The 22511-nt window shown below is 68.4% G+C and carries 22 protein-coding genes; 5 read left to right on the top strand and 17 right to left on the bottom strand.

Annotation, left to right across the window (positions count from 1 at the left end; genetic code table 11):
• Window positions 1-2: 2 nt before the first annotated feature.
• The 4 genes from HMPREF2886_RS02875 to HMPREF2886_RS02860 form a co-directional block, all read right to left on the bottom strand.
• Entirely contained in the window at window positions 3-473 is a 471-nt protein-coding gene (locus HMPREF2886_RS02875) for an arsenate reductase ArsC (protein ID WP_003112098.1), read from the bottom strand.
• Window positions 474-504: 31 nt separating this feature from the next.
• The gene (locus HMPREF2886_RS02870) at window positions 505-1788 is read right to left on the bottom strand and encodes an arsenic transporter (RefSeq protein WP_070746768.1); all 1284 of its coding nucleotides are present in this window, start codon (window positions 1786-1788) and stop codon (window positions 505-507) included.
• A gap of 13 nt (window positions 1789-1801) precedes the next feature.
• A complete protein-coding gene (locus HMPREF2886_RS02865) occupies window positions 1802-2152 on the bottom strand; it encodes a metalloregulator ArsR/SmtB family transcription factor (RefSeq protein ID WP_033978846.1) in 351 nt (116 codons plus the stop codon).
• A gap of 78 nt (window positions 2153-2230) precedes the next feature.
• On the bottom strand, window positions 2231-3121 hold the full coding sequence (locus HMPREF2886_RS02860; protein ID WP_070746766.1) for an AraC family transcriptional regulator: 891 nt from the start codon (window positions 3119-3121) through the stop codon (window positions 2231-2233).
• A 208-nt stretch (window positions 3122-3329) separates the two neighbouring features.
• Between HMPREF2886_RS02860 and HMPREF2886_RS02855 the strand changes: the two genes are divergently transcribed.
• A complete protein-coding gene (locus HMPREF2886_RS02855; RefSeq protein WP_070746764.1) occupies window positions 3330-4391 on the top strand; it encodes an NAD(P)-dependent alcohol dehydrogenase in 1062 nt (353 codons plus the stop codon).
• Window positions 4392-4415: 24 nt separating this feature from the next.
• On the opposite strand, the gene pumA is transcribed toward HMPREF2886_RS02855, so the two are convergent.
• Window positions 4416-4793 (bottom strand): monooxygenase PumA, encoded by a 378-nt coding sequence (pumA, locus tag HMPREF2886_RS02850; RefSeq protein WP_070746762.1) that lies wholly within the window; start codon window positions 4791-4793, stop codon window positions 4416-4418.
• A gap of 77 nt (window positions 4794-4870) precedes the next feature.
• Between pumA and soxR the strand changes: the two genes are divergently transcribed.
• Window positions 4871-5341: a redox-sensitive transcriptional activator SoxR gene (gene soxR, locus HMPREF2886_RS02845; RefSeq protein ID WP_033968449.1), complete on the top strand. Its 471-nt coding sequence runs from the start codon at window positions 4871-4873 to the stop codon at window positions 5339-5341.
• Window positions 5342-5348: 7 nt separating this feature from the next.
• Here soxR and HMPREF2886_RS02840 read toward each other — a convergent pair whose 3' ends face one another.
• From HMPREF2886_RS02840 to HMPREF2886_RS02830, 3 genes are all read right to left on the bottom strand, one after another.
• Window positions 5349-7046: a peptidoglycan D,D-transpeptidase FtsI family protein gene (locus HMPREF2886_RS02840; protein ID WP_033968446.1), complete on the bottom strand. Its 1698-nt coding sequence runs from the start codon at window positions 7044-7046 to the stop codon at window positions 5349-5351.
• Window positions 7047-7166: 120 nt separating this feature from the next.
• Entirely contained in the window at window positions 7167-7682 is a 516-nt protein-coding gene (locus HMPREF2886_RS02835) for a GNAT family N-acetyltransferase (protein WP_003089295.1), read from the bottom strand.
• A 7-nt stretch (window positions 7683-7689) separates the two neighbouring features.
• Window positions 7690-8280: a TetR/AcrR family transcriptional regulator gene (locus tag HMPREF2886_RS02830; RefSeq protein WP_034026181.1), complete on the bottom strand. Its 591-nt coding sequence runs from the start codon at window positions 8278-8280 to the stop codon at window positions 7690-7692.
• A 146-nt stretch (window positions 8281-8426) separates the two neighbouring features.
• Between HMPREF2886_RS02830 and HMPREF2886_RS02825 the strand changes: the two genes are divergently transcribed.
• Window positions 8427-9632, top strand: a complete 1206-nt coding sequence (locus HMPREF2886_RS02825) for an MFS transporter (RefSeq protein ID WP_033978850.1) — start codon at window positions 8427-8429, stop codon at window positions 9630-9632.
• On the opposite strand, the gene HMPREF2886_RS02820 is transcribed toward HMPREF2886_RS02825, so the two are convergent.
• Window positions 9596-10666 (bottom strand): CTP synthase C-terminal region-related (seleno)protein, encoded by a 1071-nt coding sequence (locus HMPREF2886_RS02820; protein ID WP_070746760.1) that lies wholly within the window; start codon window positions 10664-10666, stop codon window positions 9596-9598. The genes HMPREF2886_RS02825 and HMPREF2886_RS02820 overlap by 37 nt on opposite strands.
• An 86-nt stretch (window positions 10667-10752) precedes the next feature.
• Here HMPREF2886_RS02820 and HMPREF2886_RS02815 point away from each other — a divergent pair, with 86 nt between their 5' ends.
• Window positions 10753-11649: a LysR family transcriptional regulator gene (locus HMPREF2886_RS02815; protein ID WP_070746759.1), complete on the top strand. Its 897-nt coding sequence runs from the start codon at window positions 10753-10755 to the stop codon at window positions 11647-11649.
• A 120-nt stretch (window positions 11650-11769) separates the two neighbouring features.
• On the opposite strand, the gene HMPREF2886_RS02810 is transcribed toward HMPREF2886_RS02815, so the two are convergent.
• The 8 genes from HMPREF2886_RS02810 to ptxS form a co-directional block, all read right to left on the bottom strand.
• Window positions 11770-13089 (bottom strand): cytochrome c, encoded by a 1320-nt coding sequence (locus HMPREF2886_RS02810; RefSeq protein WP_070746757.1) that lies wholly within the window; start codon window positions 13087-13089, stop codon window positions 11770-11772.
• Window positions 13090-13100: 11 nt separating this feature from the next.
• A complete protein-coding gene (locus tag HMPREF2886_RS02805; RefSeq protein WP_033978853.1) occupies window positions 13101-14876 on the bottom strand; it encodes a GMC family oxidoreductase in 1776 nt (591 codons plus the stop codon).
• 2 nt (window positions 14877-14878) lie between these two features.
• Complete coding sequence (locus HMPREF2886_RS02800; protein ID WP_033968438.1) at window positions 14879-15595, bottom strand: gluconate 2-dehydrogenase subunit 3 family protein; 717 nt, start codon at window positions 15593-15595, stop codon at window positions 14879-14881.
• Window positions 15596-15762: 167 nt separating this feature from the next.
• Complete coding sequence (locus HMPREF2886_RS02795; protein ID WP_058018287.1) at window positions 15763-16749, bottom strand: 2-hydroxyacid dehydrogenase; 987 nt, start codon at window positions 16747-16749, stop codon at window positions 15763-15765.
• 18 nt (window positions 16750-16767) lie between these two features.
• On the bottom strand, window positions 16768-18075 hold the full coding sequence (locus HMPREF2886_RS02790; RefSeq protein ID WP_033968433.1) for an MFS transporter: 1308 nt from the start codon (window positions 18073-18075) through the stop codon (window positions 16768-16770).
• Between the two features lie 62 nt (window positions 18076-18137).
• The gene (locus HMPREF2886_RS02785; protein ID WP_057388363.1) at window positions 18138-19088 is read right to left on the bottom strand and encodes a sugar kinase; all 951 of its coding nucleotides are present in this window, start codon (window positions 19086-19088) and stop codon (window positions 18138-18140) included.
• Window positions 19081-19863, bottom strand: a complete 783-nt coding sequence (locus HMPREF2886_RS02780; protein WP_033968432.1) for a sugar phosphate isomerase/epimerase family protein — start codon at window positions 19861-19863, stop codon at window positions 19081-19083. Before HMPREF2886_RS02780 ends, HMPREF2886_RS02785 begins: the two co-directional genes overlap by 8 nt.
• Before the next feature lie 71 nt (window positions 19864-19934).
• The gene (ptxS, locus tag HMPREF2886_RS02775; protein ID WP_003113738.1) at window positions 19935-20957 is read right to left on the bottom strand and encodes a transcriptional regulator PtxS; all 1023 of its coding nucleotides are present in this window, start codon (window positions 20955-20957) and stop codon (window positions 19935-19937) included.
• A 563-nt stretch (window positions 20958-21520) separates the two neighbouring features.
• Between ptxS and ptxR the strand changes: the two genes are divergently transcribed.
• Window positions 21521-22459, top strand: coding sequence for an HTH-type transcriptional regulator PtxR (ptxR, locus tag HMPREF2886_RS02770; protein WP_033978855.1), 939 nt, complete (start codon window positions 21521-21523; stop codon window positions 22457-22459).
• Window positions 22460-22511 lie beyond the last annotated feature (52 nt).

Genomic DNA, 22511 nt, shown 5'->3' with positions numbered 1-22511 from the left:
GGTCAGAGCGAGCCGATGCGCTCCAGCTCACGCTTGAGCTGGTCGCGATCCAGGGTAGCGAAGGGCAGGCCGAGGAAGGCTCGGCAACGCTGTTCGATGCGTGCCAGGGTGGCGTGGAACGCCGCATCCCGCAGGGCTTCGTCGCCATCCAGGGCGGAGGGATCGGCCAGGCCCCAATGGGCCTTCAGCGCTGCGCCGAGATACAGCGGGCAGGCTTCCCCCGCGGCGGCGTCGCAAACGGTGATGACGATGTCCGGCGGTGCGCCTTCGAAGGCTTCGCTGCCCTTGCTGTACAGGCCGTGGGTGGCGATGCCGGCCTGTTCGAGGGTCGCCAGGCTGCGCGGATGCACCCGCCCGCTGGGCTGGCTGCCGGCGCTGCATGCCTCGAAACCCGGCGGGGCCAGGTGGTTGAACATGGCTTCGGAAAGAATGCTGCGGCAACTGTTGGCCGTGCACATGAACAGGACTCGCATGGGATGCTCCTGCCGCCGTCGCCGGCGGTCGTCAGATGGCCAGGCGCAGGGCCAGGGCCGAAAGGGTCGCCAGCAGGACCGGCAGGGTCAGCAGGGCGCCGACCCTGAAGTAGTAGCCCCAGGTGATGCGCATGCCTTTGCGCGCCAGCACGTGCAGCCAGAGCAGCGTCGCCAGGCTGCCGATAGGCGTGATCTTCGGACCCAGGTCGCAGCCGATGACGTTGGCGTAGATCATCGCTTCGCGCACCGCGCCGGCGGTGTCGCTGGCCTGGATCGACAGGGCGCCGAGCAGCACGCTGGGCATGTTGTTCATTACCGACGAGAGGGCGGCGGAAAGCAGTCCGGTACCCAGCGCGGCCGCCCATACGCCGTGCTCGGCCAGGCGGTTCAGGAGCTGCGCCAGGAGGTCGGCGAGACCGGCGTTCTTCAGGCCGTAGACCACCAGGTACATGCCCAGCGAGAAGACCACGATCTGCCAGGGCGCTTCGCGCAGCACCCGCCGGGTCGAGATCACCCGTCCGCGCCCGGCCACCGCCAGCAGCAGCGCCGCACAGGCCGCGGCCACCGCGCTGACGGGGACGCCCAGCGGCTCCAGGGCGAACAGCCCGGCGAGCAGGACCAGCAGCATCCAGCCGCCGACGACGAAGGTCGCGCGGTCGCGGATCGCCGCCCGCGGCGGCTTCAATTGCTCCAGCGCATAGACCGGCGGCAGGTCGCGGCGGAAGTAAAGGAACAGCACCAGCAGGGAGGTCGCGACGCTCACCAGGTTTACCGGCAGCATCACCGCCGCGTACTCGCCGAAGCCGAGCCCGAAGTAGTCGGCCGAGACGATGTTCACCAGGTTCGAGACCACCAGCGGCAGGCTGGCGCTGTCGGCGATGAAGCCCGCCGCCATGACGAAGGCCAGGGTCGCCGCCGGGCTGAAGCGCTGGGCCAGCAGCATCGACATCACGATGGGCGTGAGGATCAGCGCCGCGCCGTCGTTGGCGAACAGCGCCGAGACCGCCGCGCCGAGCAGCACGCAGAAGGCGAACAGGCGCCGGCCGTCGCCGCCGGCCCAGCGCGCGACGTGCAGCGCGGCCCATTCGAAGAAGCCGGCCTCGTCCAGCAGCAGGCTGATGACGATCACCGCGATGAAGGTGGCGGTGGCATTCCAGACGATGTTCCAGACGGTCGGGATGTCGCCCGGCGCGACGCTGCCCAGCGCCAGGGCGAGCAGGGCACCGATGCTGGCGCTCCAGCCGATGCCGAGGCCTCTGGGTTGCCAGATGACCAGGACCAGGGTGAACAGGAAGATGGCGAAGGCGATCAGCATGGGGCGGCTCGCGCTATTGGCAGCAGGCGGAGGCGCGCTGCGGGCGGCCGTCCATGTCGCGCAGGCGCGCGGCGTCGGCTTGCAACCAGTCGCCGTTGGCCCGCAGGGTCACTTGCAGGATTTCGTGGATCCAGGCCGGGAGCGCCGGGTTCAGGCGGTAGTACACCCACTGGCCCTGGCGACGGTCGAGGAGCAGCCCGGCACTGCGCAACTGGGCCAGGTGGCGGCTGACCTTCGGCTGGCTGTCGGCGAGGGCGCACATCAGTTCGCAGACGCACAGTTCGCCCTGGTCGACGATCAGCAGGGTGGCGCGAACGCGCGTCTCGTCGGCCAGGCACTTGAACACTTCGGCGGGGCTGGGCATCGCTGGGCCTTCCTGGATATATGGAAAGTCGAATATACGGATATCCGTATATATTGCAAGCGCGCCCGATCTCGCCGGCTAGCGGCGGGCGGCCTGGACTTCCTCGCTCGGCGTGCGCCCGAAGTAGCGCTTGAACTCGCGGCTGAACTGCGAAGGGCTCTCGTAGCCGACCTGGTTGGCGGCGGTACTGGCGTTCAGCCCGTCCTGCACCATCAGGCTCCAGGCCTTGTACAGGCGCACGCTCTTCAGGTACTGGAGGGGCGAGGTGAAGGTCATCGCCTTGAAGTTGTGGTGGAAGGTCGACACGCTCATGTTCGCCTCGCGAGCCAGGGTGTCGATGTCCAGCGCACTGGCGTAGTCGGTGTGGATGCGCCGCAGGGCCCTGGCCATGCGCCCGTAGCCGCTGTGCCGGCCGGCCACCGCACGCAGGGCGTTGCCCTGTTCGCTGCGCAGGGCGCGGAAGATGATCTCGCGGACCAGTTGCGGGCCGAGGATATGGCTGTCCAGCGGGCTCTGCAGGCAGCCCAGCAGGCGCATCACCGCATCGGCCATCCCCGCGTCCAACGGTACCGAAGCCATCGGCGCGCTGGGCGCCAGCTCATTGTCGTCGTCGCTGCCGGGAGCCTCTTCCATCTGTAGCAGCAGTTCCTTCAAGGTGCCGATTTCCACGTCGACGCTCACTCCCAGCAAGGGCTCGGCGGCGGAGGCGTGGGTTTCGCATTCGAACGGCAGGGGCACCGACATCACCAGGTAGCGTTCGGCGTCGTAGCGGTAGGTTTCACCGCCGAGGAAACCGATCTTCTGGCCCTGGGCGAGGATGCAGATGCGCGGCTCGTAGAACACCGGGCTGCGCGGATAGGCCTGTTCGGCGCGCATCAGGCGGACCCCGGGGATGCGGGTGGCGTCGAAACCCGGTTCGCCTTGCAGGGTGGCGATCAGCGACGCCATGTCGGTGGAAGTAGTGCTCATGCCTTGGCTGTTTCTCCAGGAGGGGAGGCAAACGTAGCAACCCCGTGCGCGCCTGGGCAGTGGCGGCACGCAACATCGGCACGAATGGGCAAGGCTTCGACAGGAATGGACATTCTGCGGCGGCGCCCATCCGGCGAACAATTGCCCCCCGAACGGACCGCCGCCAGCAGGCAGTCGCGGCCCGCCATCCTGCGAAGAGGACACACCGATGACCCTACAGATCCGCGGTTACGCCGCCCAGTCCGCCAGCACCCCGCTGGCCGCCCATCGCTTCGAACGCCGCGCGCCGCGCGCCGACGACCTGGTGATCGACATCCTCTACTGCGGCGTCTGCCACTCGGACCTCCATCAGGCGCGCAACGAATGGCACAACAGCCTGTACCCGCTGGTGCCGGGCCACGAGATCATTGGCCGGGTCGCCAGCGTCGGCGACGCGGTGAGCGGTTTCGCGGTCGGCGAACTGGTCGGCGTCGGTTGCATGGTCGACTCCTGCCGGCACTGCGCCGCCTGCGCCGAGGGCCTCGAGCAGTATTGCGCGGAATACCCGACCCTGACCTACAACGGCCGCGACCGCCACGACGGCCTGCCGACCTTCGGCGGCTACTCGGAGCGCATCGTGGTCTCGGCCAGGTTCGTCCTGCGCATTCCCCAGGGGCTCGACCCGAAGGCGGCGGCGCCGCTGCTGTGCGCCGGGATCACGTCCTACTCGCCACTGCGTCACTGGAAGGTCGGTCCCGGCAGCCGGGTGGCGGTGGTCGGCCTGGGCGGCCTCGGTCACATGGGCCTGAAGTTCGCCAGGGCGCTCGGTGCCGAGGTGGCCCTGTTCACCCGCTCGCCGGGCAAGGAAGAGGAAGCGCGGCGGCTCGGCGCCGACCAGGTGATCCTTTCCACCGACCCACAGCGGATGGCCGCCGTCGCCGGACGCTTCGACCTGATCCTGGACACCGTGCCGCACCAGCACGACCTCAATCCCTATCTGGCGACCCTCAAGCGCGACGGCACCCTCGTACTGGTCGGCCTGCTCGAGCCGCTGGAGCCGGCGGTGCACGGTGCGCAACTGGTGATGGGACGCCGCTCGATCGCCGGCTCGGCCATCGGCGGCATCGCCGAGACCCAGGAAATGCTGGATTTCTGCGCGGCCCACGGGATCGCCTGCGACATCGAGATGATCGAGATCCAGCAGATCAACCAGGCCTACGAGCGAATGCTGGCCAGCGACGTGAAGTATCGCTTCGTGATCGACATGGCCTCCCTGCAGAAGTCCTTCTGAGACGGGCCGTCGGCGCCGGCGGGCTCAGCAGCCCTCGGCGTCGACCAGGAAGGTCTCGAAACGCACGCTTTTCGCGCCCAGCCGCCAGACGCCCGCGCTCAGCGGGCCTTGCGCGTCCTCCCGGGTCTGCCAGGCGCGTTCGCAGTCCTCGCGTGAACGCCAGCAGGTGTAGTTCAGCACGTGCTGGCCGTCCTCGCTGGGGTGCAGGCTGGCGGACAGGTAGCCCGGGCAGTTCCTGAAGCAGCGTTCCAGGCGTTGCAGGTGCGCGTTCTGTTCCAGCGCCAGCGACAACTGGCTGGCGGGTTCAACCTCGATATCGATGAGTTGCGCGAAGCACGGAGACCGTTCGCTATCGGCCGGGCACTGGTCGTCGGTGCTGCAGTAGGAGGAGGGGATGAGCATGGCGGGTTACTCCGGGTGACTTGTGTCGAGGGCCGGCCCAGGGTAAAACCTCAAGCAAACTTGAGGTCAAGCCAATCATGAAGAACTCCTGTGCATCCCGTGAACTGAGCGTCGGCGAACTGGCCAGGCGTGCCGGCGTGGCGGTCTCCGCCCTGCATTTCTACGAAACCAAGGGGCTGATCAGCAGCCAGCGCAACGCCGGCAACCAGCGGCGCTTCAGTCGCGAGACGCTACGCCGGGTGGTGGTGATCAAGGTCGCCCAGCGGGTCGGCATTCCCCTCGCGGAGATCGCTCGCGCCCTGCAGACCCTGCCGGCCGGGCGCAGCCCTGGCGCGGCGGACTGGGCGCGCCTGTCGGCGCAGTGGAAGGAGGATCTCACCGAGCGCATCGACAAGCTGCTGCTGTTGCGCGACCAACTGGACGGCTGCATCGGTTGCGGCTGCCTGTCGCTCCAGGCCTGCCCGTTGCGCAACCCCGGCGACCAGCTTTCCGCCGAGGGGCCGGGAGCGCACTGGCTGGACGCCGAGGGCCGCGAGCACGACGGCTAGGTAGCGGTCAGCCGTGGTGCTGGCGGTCGGCGACGGCCGGGCTGTCCTGCAGGTTGTCCGGCGGGATCGCCAGGGCGCGTAGCGATCCGGCCATGATGTCGCTGAAGGTGGGCGCCGAGACCAGGCCGCCGAAGTAGCCGATCCTGGTCGGCGAATCGATCATCACCGCCAGCACCAGTTGCGGGTCGGATGCCGGCGCCATGCCGACGAACAGCGAACGGTAGGACTTGTCCGCGTAGCCCCGGCCCGAGGCCTTGCGCGCGGTGCCGCTCTTGCCCGCCACGTGGTAGCCCGGCACGCGGGCGCGGACCACGCCCTTCGGGTCTTCCACCACGGTTTGCAGCATCGCCCGGATGCGCCGTGCGATCTGCGGGTCCATCGCCTGGCGCACCTGGTTCTGCGGGTTGTCGCGGAGCAGGCTGAGGGGCACCAGCTTGCCGTCGTTGGCGAACACCGAGTAGGCCTGGGCCAGCTCGGCGGTGTTCACCGCCAGGCTGTAGCCGAACGACATGCTGGCGGTGGCGATGTTCGACCATTTCTCGTGGAACGGCAGGTAGCCCGGGTTCTCGCCGGGGAAGCCCAGCGACAGCGGCGCGCCGAAACCGACCCGGCCGAGCTGTTCGAGGATCGGCTTGGGCCCGATCTGCAGGGCGACCTTGCTCATGCCGATGTTCGAGGAGTTGATCAGCACCCCGGTCATGGTCAGTACGTCGCGCCGGGCGACGTCGTGGATGGTGTGCCCGTCGATGGTCATCCAGCCCGGTGCCACGCTGACTTGACTGTTCTCGTCGAACTTGCCGGAGGCCAGCGCCGCCGACATGCTGAACGGCTTGATCACCGAGCCCGGCTCGAAGGTATCGGTGAGGGTGCGGTTGCGCATGAAGGCCGGAGCGAAGCTGGCGCGGTTGTTCGGGTTGTAGGAGGGGAAGTTGGCCATCGCCAGGATCTGCCCGCTCTTCGGGTTCACCAGGACCGCCGAGCCGGAGTGCGCGCCGAACTTGAGCACGGCCTTTTCCAGCGCCTTGTAGGCGATGAACTGTAGTCGCAGGTCGATGCTCAGGGCCACGTCCTGGCTGGCCTTGGGCGTCTTCAGCACCTTGATGCTGTTGACCAGCGAGCCGCGCGGGTTGATCGCCACCTCGCGTACCCCGTCCTTGCCGCTCAGCCAGTCGTTGAAGCCCAGTTCGGTGCCTTCCTGGCCGCGGCCGTCGATGTTGACCAGGCCGATCAACTGCGCGGTCAGCTCGGAACTGGGGTAGAAGCGCTTGTATTCCTTGATCTGGTGTACGCCCGTTATGCCCAGGGCCATCACCTCGCTGGCCTCGATCGGCGACAGGCCGCGCTCGAGGTAGAGGAAGCGCTTGTTCGGGTTGGCCTGGAGCTGGGCCAGCAGCGGCGCCGCCGGGCGGTGCAGGGCCCCGGCCAGGCGTGGCACCTCGTCGAGGTGGGCGGCCATTTCCCTGGGGTTGCACCAGATCGACGCGACTTCGGTGGATACCGCCAGCGGCTCGCCGTTGCGGTCGGTGATCATGCCGCGGGTGACCGGGATCGGCAGGTCACGGATCGAGCGGAGGTCGCCCTGGTCGGCGAGGAATTCGTGGTCGTGGACCTGGAGATAGACCAGCCGTCCGGAGACGGCCAGGGAGGCGAGGATGAACAGGGTGACGACAAGGATGAAGCGGTAGTTTCGGCGTTGGCTGCTCATGCAAGGGCACACTGGGAAGTGGGAGACCGGAAGCCCGTCCGGGGCAGTGCTGAAACATCCTGTTGCAGTTGGCAACTGTACCGTCCCCCGCCCCCCGCCGGTCAAGCCCTTTGCCGCCGTCTAGAGCACCAGGCGCATCGCGCAGCGGCTGTCGGCGGCGAAGCCGATCTCCTGCTCGTGGCCGAGGATCGCGCGCAGGCGCTCGCCGGCTTCCTGCCAGGTCAGCCGCTGGAAGCCCAGGCGTGCGTAGAAGGGCGCGTTCCAGGGCACGTCGCAGAAGGTCGTCAGGGTCAGCGCCCGGCAGTGGCTGGCGTGGGCGTAGGTCACCGCGCGCTCCAGCAGGCGGCGGCCCAGGCCCTGTTGCTGGTGGGCCTGGGCGATGGACAACTCGGCGATGTGCAACTCGTCGGCGCAGCGTTCGGCGGCGAGGAAACCGACCGGCTGGCCATCGGCGTCTTCCGCCAGCCAGTGGCTGCCGCGCTCGATCAGGCGGCGATGGAAGTCCACCCCGGCGACCCCGGCGTCGGCGATCCAGGCCAGCTCGGGCAGCAGGCGGAAGCTTTCCCCGGCCGAGCGCTCGATGGCCGGGAGCAGCGCGGCGTCCTCGTCGCGGCTGGTTCTGATGCGGTAGTCCATTGGCTTTTCACTCCATGAGCAGGCCGTCGAGCAGCACGTCCAGGGCCTGACAGGCCCTGGCCAGGCTCTCCGGCGGGTGTTCGGCGTTGGCGATACGCAGGGCGGCGTCCACCAGCGCGCCGTTGAGCAGCCAGGCCAGGGCCTCGGCGTCGGTGCGGCGGACCTGCCCGCTGTCCATCAGTTCGCGCAGTTGCCCGGTCATCGAGCTTAGGCAGCGCAGTTGGCTGGCCTCGCTGCTGGGGCTGCCGAGGATGGCCGGGGCATCGCGCAGGACGATGCGCTGGATTTCCGCTTCCAGGGCCATTTCCAGGTAGGCCCGGTTGTAGGCACGGAAGCCGCTCCAGAGGTCCTCGCCGGCAGCCAGGATGGCGCCGAGGCGAAGATTCATCTCGTCGTCGATCTGCTGCACCACCGCGGCCAGCAGGCCTTTCTTGTCGCCGAAGTGGTGATACAGCGCGCCGCGGGTGAGGCCGGCGCTGGCGGTCAGTTCGTCCATCGAGGCGCCGGCGTAGCCGTTGTCGGCGAACGCTCGGCGCGCGGCGTCGATCAGCTTGGCGCGGGTTTCCTCGATCATCTCGGCGCGAGGCTTGCGGGCCATGCGAGGTCTCCGGGTGGCGAAGGGGCTTCAGGATAATTGACATACGCTGCGTATGTCTCCATGATTTTTCACATACGCAGCGTATGTTAATTTCGTCTTCTCCCGTCGTCGCCGGTTCCGCTGGAGCCGGCCAGCCGAGGCTTTCCATGAGCAACCCCTATCTCGAACTGTTCGCCGCGCCCGGCGCCAAGGGCTTTTCAGCCGCCGGCCTGCTGGCGCGGATGCCCCTGTCGATGACCGGCCTGGGCATCGTCACCATGCTTTCCCAGGTGCATGCCGACTACTGGCTGGCCGGTACCGTGGCGGCCACCTTCGTGTTCTGCAATGCCTTGCTCGCGCCGCAGGTATCGCGCCTGGTGGACCGCTTCGGCCAGGGCCGGGTGCTGCTCCCGGCCGCGCTGGCCAGCGCCCTGGCGATGAGCGCGCTGTTGCTGTGTACGCACTATCGAGCGCCGAATGCCTGGCTCTACCTGTTCGCCCTGCTCGCCGGGGCGATGCCGAGCATGCCGGCCATGGTGCGGGCGCGCTGGACCGAGCTGTACCGGGGCTCGCCGAAGCTGCACACGGCGTTTTCCTTCGAATCGGTGATGGACGAGGTGTGCTACATCATCGGGCCGGTGCTGGCGGTGAGCCTCAGCGTCGGCTGGTTCGCCGAGGCGGGGCCGCTGCTGGCGACGCTGTTCCTGGTCGCCGGGGTGGGCCTGTTCAGCCTGCAACGCGGCACCGAACCGCCGCTGCATGCCCATCCGCGGCGCCGCGCCGGCAGCGCGCTGGCCTATCCGGCGGTACGCGTGCTGGCGCTGGTGCTGGCCGCCATCGGAGTGATCTTCGGCGCGGTGGAAGTGGTCAGCGTGGCCTTCGCCGAGGCGCACGGCAACAAGGCGGCGGCAAGCCTGGTGTTGTCGGTCTATGCCGTCGGCTCATGTCTCGCGGGATTGCTGTTCGGGCTGCTGCGCTGGCGCCTGGCGCTTTCCCGGCAACTGCTCTGCATGGTTACGCTGATGGCCCTGAGCCTGGTGCCGCTGCTAGGGGTGGAGAGCATCCTCGCGCTTGCCCTGACCGTGCTGGTGGCCGGTTTCAGCGTGGCGCCGACGATGATCCTGGCCATGGGCCTGGTCGAGCGCGCGGTGGACCCGGCGCGCCTCACCGAAGGCCTGACCTGGGCCATCACCGGGCTGGGCATCGGCATGGCCCTGGGCTCGGCGCTGGCCGGTTGGGTGGTGGAGGGCTACGGCGCCGCCAGCGGTTTCCTCGTCGCGGTCGGCGCCGGCTGGCTGGCCTGGCTGCTGGCCCTGGCCTGCTTCCGGGTGCTGGCTCAGGACGAGGCCGGAGACTGCGCGGTGTCCGGCTGAGCCGGGAAGGCGTATTCGCGTTCGACCCGGGCGATCCGCGCGCTGAAACCGGCGTACCAGTCGCGCCGGCCGCGCGCCTGGGCGTCGCGGTGCTCCGCGTGGCGGCTCCAGGCACGGATCGCCGCCTCGCTGTCCCAGTAGGACACGGTGATGCCGAAACCGTCGGCGCCGCGGGCCGACTCCACGCCGAGATAGCCCGGCTGGCGGCTGGCCAGTTCCAGCATGCGCTCGGCCGCTTCGGCGTAGCCGTCGTCGACGGCGCTGCGATGGGAGCTGAAGATCACTGCGTAATAAGGTGTCGGGCCGCGCCGCGGGCGGTCGCGGCGCTGCGTCCGGCACGCCTCGACGAATGCCTTCGGCAGTGGCGGCAGGACGCCGCCCAGGGCTGCCCGCTCGGGTTGGAACAGGGTGGCGACGAAGAACGGATGCTGTTCCAGCTCCACCGCGCGGATCGCCCCGTCGGCGCTCCAGGCGCTGGCCCGCAGTGCGCCGCCGGTAAGTTCCGCGGCGAAGCGCGGGGCGATTGCGTAGCGGCAATGGTAGTCCGCCTCGATCCAGTCGGCGGCATACGCCAGGGCCAGGCGCGAGCCGCGCAGCAGGCGGACTTCCTCGCGGGCTTCGAGCAGGGCGCAGGGCAGGGCGGCGATCACCGCCTGGTCGCTGTGCGGATGCTCCTCGCCATGGGCCGCCGCCTGCCAGCCGAGGGCGTTGCGGGCGAACTCGAGGATCGTGTGCTGGAAGCCGGCGCAGGTACCGAGGAACGGCCGGCGCCGGCCCCGGGCATGGGCGATCAGGCGTAGCACCGCGTCGGTGTCGCGATAGGGGCTGCCCGGCACGCACCAGAACCCGTCATAGCGTTCCAGCGCCGGCTCGGCGGGCAGGCGGTCGCTGGCCAGCCAGTCGAATGCGATCTCCAGGCCGAGCGCCTCGCCGGCCAGGCGCAGGGCCAGGGGAATCGCCCGGTGGGCGGTGATGTGCGGGTCGTGGTCGCCGACCAGGGCAATGCGCAGCGGCGTCGCGGGAGGGGTGGACATCCGTTTTCGCTCCAGTTTCGCCACGCCGGTTGGCGGGCCCTGGCGCTCACTCTATAGTTGCGTTTCCGCACTCGATATCGGCGCCAATGCAAAAGATGAATGCACCGCTGCAATATCGCCTGGACCATGCCGATCTCGCCCTGGTCCTCGCCCTGGTTCGCGGCGGCAGCCTGGCACGGGCCGCGGAGTTGCTCAGGGTCGATGTGTCGACGGTCTTCCGGGCCATCCGCCGGCTGGAGAAGAACCTCGGCAAGGCGTTGTTCGACAAGAGCCGCAGCGGCTACCTGGCGAACCAGACCGCCCGCCGCCTGGCGCAGCAGGCGGAACTGGCGGAGCAGGCGCTGGAGGCGGCGCGCATCGGCCTCGAACTGGAGCGCGAGGTGCTCAGCGGTACCGTGCGCCTGACCTGCTCCGACGCCGTCCTGCATGGCCTGCTGCTGCCGGCGCTGGCGCGCTTCATGCCTAGCTATCCGGCCCTGCAACTGGAGCTGGCGACCTCCAACGACTTTGCCAACCTCAGCCGGCGCGACGCCGACATCGCCCTGCGCATGACCCGCACGCCGCCGGAACACCTGGTCGGGCGCAACCTCGGCGAGGTGCGCTACGTGCTCTGCGCCAGCGAACGCTACCTGGAGGGCCGCGACGCGGCGGAGCCCGCCATGCTGCACTGGATCGCCCCGGACGATTTCCTTCCCGACCACCCGAGCGTGGTCTGGCGTCGTCGACACTATCCCGGGGTATTGCCGGCCTACCGCTGCAACGGCGTGCTGGCGGTCGCCGAGATGGCCCGCGCCGGCCTCGGCCTGGCGGCGATCCCCGCCTACCTGCTACGCGACGGCGACGGCCTGCGGGTACTGGACGCCGACCTCGAGGGCTGCGCCAGCGCCTTGTGGCTGCTGACCCGTCCGGACTGCCGGGCGTTGCGCTCGGTGGTCGCGTTGTTCGACGAGCTGGGGCGGCATGTGCGCTTGGGAGATGAATGAGGGGTGAGGGCGCTGGCCGTGCCCGGTACTGCGCGTTCCCTCTCCCGGCCCGGTCCCGCGAGCGCGGGTATGGCGCTGCGGGACAGGGACTGGAGCGCTTCTACGGGGACGGCCTGGCGTTCATCCGCGATCCGCCGCGGCCGGTCCCGGCGGCGGAATGTCGCCCACCGCCGCCGCGCCGGTGTCCTTGCGCAGGCGCTTGACCTCGTCGACGCTGACGCTTGGCGCCTGGTTGCCCCAGCTGGTGCGGATGAAGTTGACCACGTCGGCGATCTCCTGGTCGTTCATCCGCCAGCCGAACGGCGGCATGGTGAAGCTCGACGGTGCCTGGTGGGTGGCCGGCAGGGTGCCGCCCTTGAGCACGATGTGCACCAGGGAAGTCGGGTCGCCGCCGGTCACCACCGGGTTGCCGGCCAGGGCCGGGAAGACCCGCGCATAGCCCTTGCCGTCGGTGCGGTGGCAGGCCCCGCAGTTGTCGACGTAGAGCGCCGCGCCGGTCTTGCTGTCGTCGCCGTGGAACAGCGCCTGGGCCACGCTCTCGTCGTAGACGTGCGGCTGGTCGGCGGGGTCCGCCGGCGGCAGCGACTTGAGGTAGCGGGCGATGGCGGTGAGGTCGGCGTCGGTCATGTACTGCATGCTGTGCACCACCACGTCGGACATGCCGCCGAACACCGCGCTGCGCTCGCTGCGGCCGGTACGCAGGAAGCTGACCAGGTCGGCTTCGCTCCAGCTGCCCAGTCCGGTCCGGTGGTCGCCGCGCAGGCTCTTGGCGATCCAGTTCTCCAGCGGCGCGCTGCCGGACAGGTAGGCCGCGCCATCGCTCGCCGCCAGGGCCTTCTCCTGCATGCCCAGCCCACGCGGGGTATGGCAGGCGCCACAGTGGCCAAGGCCTTCGACCAGGTAGGCGCCGCGCGCCAGCACCGGGTCCTGCCCGGCGGCGGCCTGGAAGTCCTTCACCTCGGGAGCGAAGGTCCAGCGCCAGAATGCCAGCGGCCAGCGCATCGACAGCGGCCAGGGGATGTCGCTGGCCTTGTTGGGCTGCTCCACCGGCTCCACGCCATGCATGAAGTAGGCGTAGAGGGCGCGCATGTCCGCTTCGCTGACTCGTGCGTAGGACGGGTAGGGCATCGCCGGGTAGAGCGTGTCGCCGGACCTGGCCACGCCGTGGCGCACGGCGCGGTCGAAGTCCTCGAAGCTGTAGTCGCCGATGCCGGTCTTGCGGTCCGGGGTGATGTTGGTCGAGTACACCGCGCCGATCGGCGTTTCCATCGGCAGGCCCCCGGCGAACGGCTTGCCGTCCCTGGCGGTGTGGCAGGCCACGCAATCGCCGGCGCGGGCCAGGTATTCGCCCTGCCTGACCAGGGCCGGGTCCGGCGCTGCGGCGGCCTGGGCGATGCCGCAGGCGAGGGCGGAGAGGGCGAGGAAGGCTGTCGGTTTCATCGTTGCGCTCCTCATGCCTGCACCAGCGGACCGGGGTTCTTCAGGTATTGCTCGCGGATCGCCTTGGCCGACCAGTAGGCCAGCGCCGCCACCAGTCCGGTGGGGTTGTAGCCGGTGCCCTGGGGGAAGGCCGAGGCGCCCATGACGAAGACGTTGTGCACGTCCCAGCTCTGCAGGTAGCGGTTGAGCACGCTGGTCTTCGGATCGCTGCCCATGATCGCCCCGCCGAGCAGGTGGGTGGTCTGGTAGACCCGTGTATTGAAGTGGTCGCCGAAGTTCTTGACGCTCACCGAGATGGCCTTCGGGTTCATCGCCTCGGCGATCTTGCGCATGTGCTCGGTGACGTAGCGGCTCATGCGGATCTCGTTGTCCTTCCAGTCGAAGGTCATGCGCAGCAGCGGCTGGCCGTAGGCGTCCTTGTAGGTCGGGTCGAGGTCGAGGTAGTTGTCGCGGTAGGTCATGTTGCTGCCGTGGGCGTCCATCGACACGGTGTGCGTGTAGGCGTCCTTGACCGCCTGTTTCCAGCCGCTGCCCCAGCTCGGCGTGCCGGGCGGCACGGAGAGGCCGCCGATCGGCTTGGAGCCGGCCTGGTTGACCCACATCGGCGAGCCGCCGACGAAGCCCAGCGGTCCGTGGTCGAAGTTGTCGGCGTTGAAGTCGTCCACCGCCACGCCGCCGCCGCCGGTGCCGACGAAGGGGTTGGTATGCACGTCCTTGTCGAAGAACGCCTTGATGGTGGCCATGTTCTGGTAGGCGAAGTTCTTCCCCACCACGCCCTCGCCGGTGCGCGGGTCGTAGGGCTTGCCGATGCCGGAGAGCAGCAGCAGGCGCACGTTGTGGAACTGGAAGGCGCTGATGATCACCAGCTTCGCCGGCTGCACGATCTCGCGCCCCTGGGCGTCGACGTAGGTCACTCCGGTGGCTTGCCTGCCGTCGCTGTCGAGGTTGACCTTGAGCACGTTGCAGTTGGCGCGCAGTTCGAACAGCGGGGTCTGGCGCAGCGCCGGGAGGATGTTCAGGTTCGGCGAGGCCTTGGAGTACATGTAGCAGGCGTAGCCGCTGCAGAAGCCGCAGAAGTTGCACGGCCCCATCTGCACCCCGTAGGGGTTGGTCCAGGGCCCCGAAGCGTTGGCCGCCGGTAGGTCGTAGGGGTGCAGGCCGAGTTCCTCGGCGGCCTTGCGGAACAGTTGCGCGGAGTACACCTGGCGCAGCGCCGGCAGCGGGAAGTCGTCCGAGCGGTCGGCGGCGAACGGATTGCCCTTGCCGACCACCTGGCCCTTGACCGTATGCGCGGTGCCGGAGGTGCCGAAGACCTTCTCGGCGAAATCGAAGTGCGGTTCCAGCTCCTCGTAGCTGACCCCGTAGTCCTGGATGGTCATGCCTTCGGGGATGAATTTCTTGCCGTAGCGTTCCTCGTAGTGGCTGCGCAGGCGCAGTTCCTCGGGCATGATCCGGAAATGCACGCCGGACCAGTGCAGGCCGGCGCCACCGACGCCGTCGCCGGGAAGGAAGGCGGAGAGCTGGCGGTAGGGCAGCGCGGTGTCGTTGATCCCGTGGCGGATGCTCACGGTGCTCTTGGAGAGATTCTGGAACAGCTTGCCGCGTGTGTTGTAGGTCAGCTCGTCGAGGGTGTTCGGGTAGGCGCCGTCGGGATAGGTATCGCGGTTCTCGCCACGTTCCAGCGCCACCACGTTGAGCCCGGCCTCGGTCAGTTCCTTGGCCAGGATCGCTCCGGTCCAGCCGAAGCCGACCACCACCGCGTCCACCGGTTTGAGTGTCGTCGCCATGTTCAACCCCTCTCGCCGGAAATCGCCACCGGCGGGAAGGGATACTTCTCGCCGCGGTCGGCCCAGTCCATGAAGTCGGCGCGGGCGCCGGGGAAACCGACCAGCTTCCAGCCCACCAGGCCGCGATTGCCGCCGTGCTGCGGATCGGAGAAGAAGCCTTCGTGGGTGTTTTGCAGCAACTGGCCGAAGAGCAGCTTGGCCGGCAGGTCCTGCAGGTCGATCTGGCCGGCTTCCAGGCGTTGCAGTATGTCGTCCTGCGCCGACGGCTCCAGCTCGGCGAACGGCTTGCCCTGGTTGGCCTTGCTCCAGCGTTCCAGGGCGGCGATGCCGACCCGGTAGATGTCGCGTGGCACCAGCTTCAACTGATGGCCGAACTCCGGCGCGGCGTCGGTGACGAACGGCCCCTGCATGTACCAGAGTGCGCCGTGCCCGTAGGGGGTCTCCATCTGTCGGTCGATGAACTCCGGCACCCCGGCCTCGATGGCGCCGGGGCCGTTGTCGTCGCTGGGGATCAGTCGCGCCACCGCGGCGTTGACGAAAGCCCATTCGGCGTTGGTGAAGAAGCGAGGCTGGTAGCGTTCGCGGGGTTTGTCCTGCTCGGCGGCGGGCGTCTGCATGGCATGGCCGACGCCATAGCCGGCCAGGGTCACCGCCGGAATCACGGTCAGGGTCTTGCGCAGGAAGTCGCGGCGGCCGTTGACGGCCTTGTCATCGGGCATGGTGGGGTCCTCTCTGGATCATCACGGTTTGGTCTTTCTGATAATGATTAGCAGGCTAATTATAAGTTCATGTGTCACGTCGAAAAAACGTTTCAGCAAGGATTCAGGCAGGCCAATACCGGCAAGTGAAGCAGAACGGCGCGCCGGGTGTCGGCCCGGCGCGGCCTTCAGGCGTCTTGCCGTCGCGCCCAGGCCGAAGGATTGACCAGGTTCGGCGGCCGCTCGCCGGCGAGGGCGGCCAGCAGGTTGTCTACCGCGCAGCGGGCCATGGCTTCGCGGGTTTCCTCGGTGGCCGAGCCGATGTGCGGAGTGGCCACCACGTTCGGCAGGCGCAGCAGCGGCGAGTCGGGAGACAGCGGCTCGCGCTCGAACACGTCGAGGCCGGCGGCACGGATCCGCCGCTGGGCCAGGGCCTCGATCAGGGCCGCCTCGTCGACCACCCGGCCACGGGAGATGTTGATGAAGATCGCCTGCGGGCGCATCCGGGCGAACTGCGCGGCACCGATCAGGCCTTCGGTGGCGGCGGTCAGCGGCAGGGTCAGGCAGACGAAGTCGGATTCCTCGAGCAGCGCGTCGAGGGGGCGGTAGCTCGCTGCGTAGCGTTCTTCGACGTGGGGCTTCGGGCTATGGCTGTGGTACAGCACGCGCATGCCGAAGCCGTGGTGCCCGCGCCGGGCCAGGGCCTCGCCGATGCGGCCCATGCCGACGATACCGAGGGTCTTGCCATGCACGTCGGTACCGAACTGGGCGGCGCCGACGCTCTTCTTCCATTCCCCGGCGCGCACCCAGCCGGCCAGTTCCACTACCCGCCGGGCTGTCGCCAGGATCAGCGCGAAGCCGGTGTCGGCGGTGGTCTCGGTGAGCACGTCGGGGGTATTGCTGAGGAGGATGCCGCGGCGGTCGAGGTAGTCGATGTCATAGTTGTCGACGCCCACCGAGACGCTGGCGATGGCTTCCAGTCGCGGTGCCAGGTCGAGCAGTCCGGCGTCCAGGCGCAGGCTGGCGCCGAGCAGGCCGTGGGCCTCGGGCAGGGCGTCGCGCAGGCGGGCCAGGCCGTCGCGGCCGGGCTCCTCGACCAGGAGCACCTCGACCCGTTCGCGCAGGCGTTCCATCAGGGGCGCGGAGAGACGTTTGTAGAGAACCACTTTCTTCATCGGATGCTCCGGAGTCGGTCAGGGGTGGGCCGGCGCCGCCCGCCGCGAGGCGTGTGCGCGACCGGCATCGGGCTCGCGCTTGTCGGCGTGCGGGTTGAGGAATACGGTGAGCAGCACCGACAGCAGCAGCGCTCCGCTCATGAACAGGTAGGAAGCCCCGGGCCCGCCGGTGATACCGTTCAGGTAGCCGACCAGCCAGGAGCCGGAGAACGAGCCCAGCGCGCCCATGCTGTTGATCAGCGCCATGGCGCCGCCGGCGACGTTGGCCGGGAGGACTTCCGGGACGATGGCGAAGAACGGTCCGTAGGGCGCGTACATGCAGGCCCCGGCCAGCACCAGCAGGGCGTAGGACAGCCAGAAGTGCTCGCTGCCGAGGGCGTAGGAACCGTAGAAGGCGATGGACGCGATGAGCAGCGGCGGCCAGACGAAACGCTTGCGTTTCTGCAACCGGTCCGAGGCCCAGGACACCCCGAGCATGGCGATCACCGCCGCCAGGTAGGGCAGCGCCGACAGCCAGCCGGCTTCGATGATGTCGATGTTGGCGCCGTGCTTGAGGATCGACGGCAGCCAGAGGACGAAGCCGTAGACGCCGATGCTCCAGCAGAAATACTGCAGCGAGAGGACGATGACCTTTGGCGAACGGAACGCCTCGCGGTAGTTCTTCACCGGCTTGATGCCCTGCTGCTCGGCGGCCAGGGCGTCTTCCAGGTCGCGTTTTTCCGAGCCGCTCAGCCAGGCGGCCTGGCGCGGGCGGTCATCCACCAGGCGCCACCAGATGAAGGCCCAGATCACCGCCGGCAGGCCTTCGATGATGAACATCCAGCGCCAGCTGAAATGCTCCACCAGGTAGCCCGAGACCACCGACATCCAGAGGATGGTCACCGGGTTGCCGAGGATCAGGAAGGTGTTCGCCCGCGAGCGCTCGGCGCGGGTGAACCAGTGGCAGAGGTAGACCAGCATCGCCGGCATCACCGCCGCCTCGACCACGCCGAGGAGGAAGCGGATGCCGATCAGCAGGTAGACGTTGGCGACCATCCCGGTCAGGGTGGCCAGCCCGCCCCAGAGGATCAGGCTGACGAAGATCAGCTTCTTGACGCTGCGCTTTTCCGCGTAGATCGCCCCCGGCACCTGGAAGAAGAAGTAACCGAGGAAGAACAGCGCGCCCAGCAGCGAGGACAGCCCGGGGGTGATCCGCAGGTCGTCGGCCATCCCGGAGGCGGCGGCGAAGCCGTAGTTGGCGCGGTCCAGGTAGGCCAGGCTGTAGGTGACGAAAACGATCGGCATGATGTACCACCAGCGGCTGCTGGCGAGGCGAGGCATGGTCATGGTCGGGTATCTCCTGAGCTTGTCTTGTTCTTGTCGCAACAGGTGCCGCGTGGGCGGCGGGTTCAGGCGCTCCTGCGGCGCTCGCGGTCGAGCAGTTGGCTGCGTTTCGGCAGCCCCTCCATGTCGCCGCGGACCTGTACCGCGCGGCTGCCGATCCAGTTGCCGCGCGCCACCGCGTCGGGCAGCGGCAGGCCTTCCAGCAGCGCGCTGACCACCCCGACCGCGAAGCCGTCGCCGGCGCCCACGGTGTCCACCACGGTCGCCACCGGCACGCCGGGGACCAGCCCTTCGCCGTGGGCATCGCGATAGTAGGCGCCGCTCGGGCCGAGCTTGATCGCCACCGCGTCGACGCCCATGTCCAGGTAGAACGCGGCGATATCCGCGGGTTCCTGCCAGCCGCTGAGCAGGCGGCCTTCCTCCAGGCCCGGCAGGACCCAGTGGGCGTGCGCGGCGAGGGCGTTGATCTCGGCGATCATGCGGCGCTCGCTGGGCCACAGCGAGGGCCGCAGGTTGGGATCGAAGGACAGGCTGGCGCCCCTGCCGCGCATGCGCCGCATCAGTTCGTGGGACAGTTCGCAGGCACTCGCCGAGAGTGCCGGCGGAATGCCGGTGGCGTGCAGGTGGCGGGCGCCGAGCATTTCTTCGCGGATATGGGCGAGGCCCAGCCGGCTGGCCGCCGAGCCGCGGCGGAAGTACTCGACCCGCGGGTCGGCGCCATCGACCTCGCGGGACTTCATCTGGAACCCGGTGGGCGCTTGCGCGTCGACCTCGACGAAGCGGCAGTCGAGGCCCTCGCGAGTCAGGCTGTCGAGTACGAAACGGCCGAGCGAGTCGTCGCCGACCCGGCTCAGCCAGGCCACCGCGAAGCCGAGGCGGGCGAGGCCGATGGCGACGTTGCTGTCGGCGCCGGCGATGCGCTTGCCGAACTGCTCGACCCGATCCAGTTCGCCGGGCTGTTCGGCGACGAACATGGCCATGGTCTCGCCGAAGCAGAGGATCTCGATGTCAGCCATGCTGGCGTTCCTCCTGGAGATGGCCGAGGCGGGCGAGGGCGGCGATGTGCCGGCGGCTGAGACTGAGCAGGTCGTCGCCCTGCAGCGGATATTCGATGGCCCGCGCCACGCCTTCCGGAAAATGCTGCAACAGGCGCTGCCAGTACTGCAGGTCGGCGGCCGACGGAGGCACCGCGACCAGCTTGCCGTCGCGGTTGCGGATCACCGCCTTGCAGTGCACGTAGCCGACGTAGCGGCCCAGGCGCAGGGCGGCTTCGTCGGCCGCCTGCTCCTGCCAGCGCCAGTTGCCGATGTCGAAGGTCATCGCCAGGTCCAACTGCTGGCGTTCGGCGAGGCGGAAGAAGCGTTCCAGCACCTCGATCCGGCCGCCCTGGGGCGTCTGGTCGTTCTCCACCAGCAGTTGCAAGCCGTGGCGCGCCAGGCGCCGGCCGAGGGCGGCGAGGTCGGGCTGTTCCGGCAGAAGGCCGAGCGAGACCTTGAGCCATCCGGCTCCGCAAGCTTCGGCGCGGCGCAGGGTCGGTTCCAGCTCGGGGTTCAACTGGCCGTCTTCGCGCCACAGCTCGAGGGGCGAGGAGAACACGCACTCCAGCCCCTGCAACTGGATGGCGGCGGTCAGCGCCTCGGTATCCGGCGGGCCGGCGAAGAGTTCCTCGCGCAGTTCCACGCGCTGCGCGCCGGCCATCGCCAGCAGGGGCAGGAAGCTGGCCTGGCCGCGACTGCGAACGAGGTCCGCGCCGTAGCTGGAAAGACTGATGGAGACGGGGTGAAGAGACATTGGCGATCCTCTGAAACCGGTTTCATTTCAGGCCGTGCGAAAGCCGCCGGCAACGCGCCGGCGGCAGGCCGCTAGCCGCGTGGATGGGTCGAGCCGCGAACGATCAGTTGCGCCGGAAAGGTCACCCGGCGCGCCGGCTCGCGGTCGCCTTCGAGTCGCGCCAGAAGGCGCTCGAAGGCGGTGCGGCCGATTTCGTCGGTGGGTTGGGCGAGAGCGGTGATGCCGCTGCCCACCAGTGGGTACCAGTCGAGTTCGTCCAGGGCCAGCAGGCCGACCTCATCGAACAGCCGGCAGCCGAGGTCGCGCAGTTGGCGGGTGGCGCAGAGGGTGGCGACGCCGTTGCAGGTGAACAGCGCCTTCGGCCCGGGGCCGCTGGCCGAAAGGAAGGCGCGCAGCCCGTCGCGGAAGAAGTCGTCGGTCTGCAGGACCTGGCCCTTGAGCGCCGGTCGCCGGCCGATGGAGGCATTGAAGGCCTGGACCCGCTCGATCCGCGAGCTGGTGCCGTCGAGCGGTTCGGTGACCAGTAGGATGTCGCGGAAGCCGCGGTGCTGCAGGTGGTCCAGGGCCTGTTCGACGGCGTCGGCGTTGTCCAGGCCGACCAGGTCGGTATCCAGCTCGGCCAACTGGCGGTCCACCAGCACCATCGGCAGTTCGCGGTGCAGGGCGCGCAATTCGCCGGGATGGTGGCCGAGGGTGTTCACGATCAGTCCTTCGACGTTGTAGGACTGCAGGGCGGCCAGGTGATGACGCTCCTGCTCGTCGTCGCGGTCGGTATTGCACACCACCAGGCTGTAGCCGTGTTCGCGACAGGCGGTTTCCACGCCATGCATGACGGCCACGGAGTAGGGATTGAGGATGTCCGCCACCAGCATTCCGATCAGCCGTGTGCGGCCGCGCTTGAGGCCGCGAGCCATCTGGTTGGGGCGGTAGTCGAGCTGGTCGATGGCGCGCTCGATGCGTCGGGCGGTGGCATCGGCGAGCAACTGGCGGTCGCCGCCGATATAGCGCGACACGCTGGCCTTGGAGACGCCGGCGGCCTCGGCCACCTGGTTGATGGTGACGCGGCCACGGCTGGGCAGTACTGAACCATTCACGGACCTGGTACCTCTTGGTGCTGTTCTTATTGGTGTGTCCGGCTGGTCTTCGCCAGCGGATGCCAGGAGCTGAAACCGGTTTCAGAAAATACCAGAAGGCCGATGCCCGTCAACGGGAAAAAAACGCCTGCCGAGGCCGAGCCAGGCATGAGGCCAGGACGTTGTTCATGAAAACCGAATAATCGTTTCGAATGATGGTTTGCAATTATTAATGTCGAATGGAATGAATGTACCATATCTCCATAAATAAAAAGGAAGTTTGTCCAATACTTGAGAAACTACTTTAAGAAGGGTTTGTCGGTAGAAAGCGATCAATCAGGCGAGCTTCGCTGAGATGAAAAGCACCCGGCCGACCGTCTGAAGCAGTTCTCATTTATCGGAAAACGAAGGTGGCGCGCTGAAACTTATGCGCTCCTGGCGGTCTTTATCGACGACCTGACCGCCCGGTCGCGTCATCACGCTCACCGATCGTTGCGGGTCCTGCCGAATGCCGCCGTTCCGTCGCAGCAGGATTTTTTCGACAAGACCCGTCCGGACCCACTTCCCGGCTAAGGAATGACAGGATGAGCGCCGCCCTGGAGCGATTGAATCATCTGAACCTGAATCACTTGTATGCCTTCGTCGCCGTCGCCGAACACAACAGCTTCACCGCCGCGGCGGAGGCCCTGGGCTTGTCGAAATCGCTACTCAGCGAGCAGTTGCGACGCCTGGAGGCCGATCTCGGGATCCAGTTGCTGACCCGTACCACCCGGCGCATGACCCTTACCGATCGCGGCGAACTGCTGTTCGGCGTGGCCCAGCGCATGCTCGGCGAGCTGGACGGCGCACTCTCCGATGTGCGCGACCTGCAGGGCGAGCCCAGTGGCCGGTTGCGCATCACCGCGCCGCAGGACTTCGTCAAATGGCACATCAGCAGCGTTTCCGCGGCGTTCATCCGGCAGTTTCCCAAGGTCCAGGTGGAAATGCTGGCCGATGACCAGTTCAGCGATCTGGTCGGTCAGCGCATCGATCTCGCGGTCCGTATCGGCTGGCCGCGCGACTCCGGCCTGCATGCCAGCAAGCTGTGCGACTTCCAGCAGGTTGCCGTGGCGACGCCGGGATACCTCGCCGGCCTGCCGCCGGTGCTCCAGCCGTACGACCTGGCACGTTGCGAATGGATCGGCCATACCCGCCTGAGCACGCCCTGGACCTGGACCTTCGAACGCCAGCGCGAGCGTGCCACGGTACAGACCCGAGGGCGCCTGCTGGCGAACAACACCCTGGCGGTGTACCGCCTGGTGCTCGACGGTGCCGGCGTCAGCGTGCTGCCGAGCTTCCTGGTGGCCCGCGAGATCGCCCGCGGACGGCTGGTCCGGCTGCTGCCCGGTTGGCGCCTGCCGCAGGGCGGCATCTATGCCCTGTACCCCTCGGCGCGCTACATGCCGGTGCGGGTCAGGGCGTTCATCGAGTCGCTGCGCGAGCATCTCGGTCGCAAGCCGTTCGGCCTGGCGCAGGGCGAATGAGGCCGGGCATCCGTGCCTGGGGGTAGGGCGAATAACGCCACCGGCGTTATCC

This window comes from Pseudomonas sp. HMSC066A08 (assembly GCF_001813025.1).
GTDB lineage: Bacteria > Pseudomonadota > Gammaproteobacteria > Pseudomonadales > Pseudomonadaceae > Pseudomonas > Pseudomonas aeruginosa.
The sequence above is the reverse complement of the archived record's forward strand: the minus strand, read 5'-3'. Positions and strand labels throughout refer to the sequence as shown.